Here is a 4,003-nt window from a genome sequence, read left to right on the forward strand (position 1 = left end):
CCTCATGTTTTAATCTACCACAAATAAGTTCCGGAGATATCTTCTTTTTTAACAAAGCTATTATTAGCTTTTTAACTTTACAGGATAGCTTATGATTATTTGAAGTTCTGCGGCTTTGATATAGCTTCTGTGCTATCTCAGCATTATAGTCACTATTTATACTAGTGCGATTAAGTTCCTTTTTTATAGCTCTTTCACTATAGCCAATTTTATTGGCTATTTGAGATGTTTGGTATCCTAATTTAAGTAATTCTTCTATACAATATCTATTTGAAAGAGTTAAGTGCTTTGGCATTTTTTAGTTCCTTATCGTTTATTTTAGTTTCGTCAAAACCTAATAAACTATATTTGGAACTCTCTTTCAACTATTTAAAACTTTCAGAATACAATCTAGCATTAATGTATTTAAAAAAATCTATCTCGAGTTATTGGTATCATACTGCTTAATTTTTGTAATATTGATAATATCTTGTATCTTGATGTTTTATGCTGAGCATGGTGCTCAACCTCAGGTTTTTTCATCTATATCCAATACTTTATGGTGGGGTGTTATTACTCTTACTACGGTAGGTTATGGAGATATGTTTCCTATCACACTTTTAGGCAGGTTAATAGCAGCAATAGTTTCTATGTTGGGAATTGGCGTTTTCGCTATTCCAAGTGGTTTGATTGGGGGGGTGCTTTTATTGACGAAATACGTCAAGAAAGAGAATTAACTGCTAAAAATAAACAAAAAGTATAATAATTATCTAAAAAGCATTTTTTATATACTAAAAAGTCTTGAAAAAATAGCAATAACTCTCATATACATAATTATCATAAAGTTATTTGAAAAAGTATAACAAAAGAGGGTTATATAAATGTCAGAGAAAAAATATACATTTGAAACAGAAGTTGATAAGTTGCTTCATCTTGTGATCCATTCATTATATTCAAATCGTGAAATCTTCTTAAGGGAGCTTGTATCTAATAGCTCTGATGCTATCGAGAAACTAAGATATGAAAGTATCTCAAATGCAGCTTTGAATGAAGATGATGCTGATTATGTTATCAGAATTGATTTTGATAAAGATGCAAAGACAATTACTGTTAGTGATAATGGTATTGGTATGACTGAAGAAGAAGTTATTGAGAACCTTGGTACAATCGCAAAATCAGGTACCAAGAAATTTTTAGAAAGCTTAACTGGTGATAAAAGCAAAGATAATGACTTAATTGGTCAGTTTGGTGTTGGTTTTTATTCATCATTTATCGTTGCTGATAAAGTTACAGTTAGAACTAGAAAAGCAGGTCAGGATAAATCTCAAGCTACTAAATGGGTTTCAGATGCTCAAAATGGCTTCACAGTTGAGACTATTACAAAAGAAAAGCGTGGTATAGAGATTACTCTCCATATTAAGGAAGAGCATTTAGATTTACTTGAGTTTCATTTGCTTAAAGGTCTGGTTAATAAGTATTCAGATTGTATCAATACTCCAATTCAAATGAAAAAAGTTGAACATGATAAAGATGGTAAAGAAACTATCAAAGATGAGTATGAGACAATAAACAATACTAAGGCTATTTGGTTAAGATCAAAAGAAGAAGTAACTGATGAAGAGTATCAAGAGTTTTATAAATATATTTCTCATGATTTTGCAAATGCTTCAATGTGGATACATAACAAAGTAGAAGGTAATCTTGAGTATAATAGCTTGTTGTATATTCCTGAGAATAAGCCTTTTGATTTCTGGAATAGAGATAAGGATTATGGACTATCACTATATGTGCGTAGAGTCTTTATTATGGAGAATAAGGAATTATTACCTCCATATTTAAGATTTGTTAAGGGTGTGATTGATTCTGCTGATTTACCACTTAATGTATCACGTGAGATATTACAGCATAATAAAGTTATTGATAAGATCAAAAAAGCAATAACGACTAAAATTCTAAGCGAACTTAAGAAGTTAGCTAGTAAAGATACAGAAAAATATCAAAAGTTCTGGGATAGTTTTGGTCAGGTGCTGAAAGAAGGTGTTTCTGATGATTACTCAAACAAAGAAAAGATCGCTGGCTTATTAAGATTTGCGACTACTGAAAGTGGTGATGCTAAACAGACTGTATCATTAGCAGATTACATCTCACGCATGAAAGAAGGTCAAGATACTATTTACTATATTACATCTGATAGTTATAAGGCTGCTGCAAATAATCCGCAACTTGAAGCATTCAAGAAGAAAGGTATCGAAGTTATCTTGATGACAGATAGAATCGATGAATGGATGATGTCTACTTTGACTGAGTTTGATGGTAAGTATATGAAGTCTATTATCAAAGGTGATATTGATCTTGATAAATTTGAGACTCCAGAGAACAAAGAGAAATTTGAGAAAGAAGCGAAAGACTTTGAAAGTGTTTTAAAAGAAATCAAAGAAGTTTTAAAAGATAAGGTTGAAGATGTACGTTTGTCTAAGCGTTTGACAGACTCTCCAAGCTGTGTGGTTGTAAATGACTATGGTATGAGTTTACACATGCAAAAGATGATGGAAGAGGCTGGTCAAGGGTTTATGCCTGGTATGGGTATGAAGCCTATCTTAGAGCTTAATGCAGAGCATAATTTAGTTCAAAAGCTTAAAAATGAAGCAGATACAGAAGTATTTGCTGATTTATCTGAGCTTTTACTTCTTCAGGCAATGTTTGTTGAAGGTGCTAAGATAGAAGATCCAATGGCTTTTGTTAAGCTTGTGAATAAATATATTAGATAGTTTTTTCTTTCCTTTTTATCTTCATATTTCTTATTTATAATCTATTAGTAGTATTGTTTTACTTAATAATATGGTTTTATGTCATCTAAATTTTTTACAAATCAATTAGATAATGCTATAGAAGTCAATGAGACTCCTATTATCGACAATAGTGTTGGGTAAAATATGGACTTAAAAATTGAAGATTGTTATACAATCGCTGATATAGAAGAAAAGCATAAGAAAGTATTAGATAAAACTAAGAAATTTTTTGACATCTCTTCTAATGAAAATCATTCATTTGAATATTATAGGTGTAATAGAACTAAGGGGAATCGTGAGGATGAATTGGAAATTAACTTATCGAAATCTAAAACAATAATTTTTGATGAAGGTTTTTTATTACCTAATTTAAATGTTCATTGTGGTGAGAAAAATATAAATCTTGTATTCACAGGTCCAGGGTTTTGTACTGATAAGAGTATAAAGATTATAGGGTCAGGAAATGCTTCTGTATTTTTCATAGACTGTGAGTTTCTAAATAGTGCCTTCCTGATAGATATTCAAAGTAGTAGTTGTCGATTAGGGCCATCAAATCATTTAATGATGATTGATAATAGTTATAAAAAATTAGACCCAAGATATGGTGTTATGAAATACTCTGGTAACGAATTATCTTTGATATATAAAAGTGATAGAGGAGTTGATTTCTATAGCTAGATTGTATTCTCAATGTTTATAGAGATACCAAAATGTACTTCATTAGGTGTCAAGTAATTTAAACATTTCTTAGGTCTATTATTCAAGTCTATCTGTAACTTTCTAATGTATTGATGAGATATATTGTTAAAGTTAGTACCTTTAGGTATAAATTGTCTGATATACCTATTCATGTTTTCATTAGTACCTCTTTGCCAAGGACTGTATGGATCAGCAAAGAATACTTTGATGCCAGTCTTGCTAGTTAGCTTCTTATGTTTAGCAAACTCTTTACCATTATCAAATGTAGCTGTTAATATTTTATGACCATTAGATACTTTGTACAATATTCTATTGATTGAATTAGCTGTTCTATCTATAGACTTGGCTAAAATAGTAAATCTGCTAGCTCTATCGACCATTGTTACAATAGCACTTTTATGGTCTTTACCAACAATAGTGTCACCTTCAAAGTGATAAAGATTTTTTCTATTAGCACTGCTAGGTCTTTCAGAAATACTCGCTCTATCCTTTATCTTAACTTGTTTAGAGTCACCTTCTTTTTTGTATTTATATTG

Annotated in this window: 5 protein-coding genes; 3 read left to right on the top strand and 2 right to left on the bottom strand. The window is 30.6% G+C overall.

Features of this window, described 5'->3' with window-relative positions; translation table 11 throughout:
• Positions 1–295: helix-turn-helix domain-containing protein (locus F8C69_RS09380; RefSeq protein WP_159184785.1), on the bottom strand; the 295-nt coding region annotated here is incomplete at its 3' end.
• A 118-nt stretch (positions 296–413) separates the two neighbouring features.
• Between F8C69_RS09380 and F8C69_RS09385 the strand changes: the two genes are divergently transcribed.
• The 3 genes from F8C69_RS09385 to F8C69_RS09395 all read left to right on the top strand — a co-directional run bounded on the left by F8C69_RS09385 (position 414) and on the right by F8C69_RS09395 (position 3,446).
• Positions 414–716 carry a potassium channel family protein gene (locus F8C69_RS09385; protein ID WP_290125324.1) on the top strand — a complete coding sequence of 101 codons (303 nt, stop codon included), beginning with the start codon at positions 414–416 and terminating at the stop codon, positions 714–716.
• Positions 717–860: 144 nt separating this feature from the next.
• Positions 861–2,747: a molecular chaperone HtpG gene (htpG, locus tag F8C69_RS09390; RefSeq protein ID WP_159184984.1), complete on the top strand. Its 1,887-nt coding sequence runs from the start codon at positions 861–863 to the stop codon at positions 2,745–2,747.
• A 165-nt stretch (positions 2,748–2,912) separates the two neighbouring features.
• A complete protein-coding gene (locus F8C69_RS09395) occupies positions 2,913–3,446 on the top strand; it encodes a hypothetical protein (protein WP_159184985.1) in 534 nt (177 codons plus the stop codon).
• Here the strand turns inward: F8C69_RS09395 and F8C69_RS09400 are convergent.
• The coding region (locus tag F8C69_RS09400) for an IS30 family transposase (protein ID WP_159183759.1) at positions 3,443–4,003 on the bottom strand (561 nt) is incomplete at its 5' end. The genes F8C69_RS09395 and F8C69_RS09400 overlap by 4 nt on opposite strands.

It is taken from the genome of Francisella noatunensis subsp. noatunensis (assembly GCF_009823375.1).
Lineage (GTDB): Bacteria > Pseudomonadota > Gammaproteobacteria > Francisellales > Francisellaceae > Francisella > Francisella noatunensis.

Bases quoted from the DNA above. Each gene is read 5' to 3' on its own strand.
- htpG (WP_159184984.1), top strand. From the start codon at position 861: ATGTCAGAGAAAAAATATACATTTGAAACAGAAGTTGATAAGTTGCTT.
- F8C69_RS09395 (WP_159184985.1), top strand. From the start codon at position 2,913: ATGGACTTAAAAATTGAAGATTGTTATACAATCGCTGATATAGAAGAA.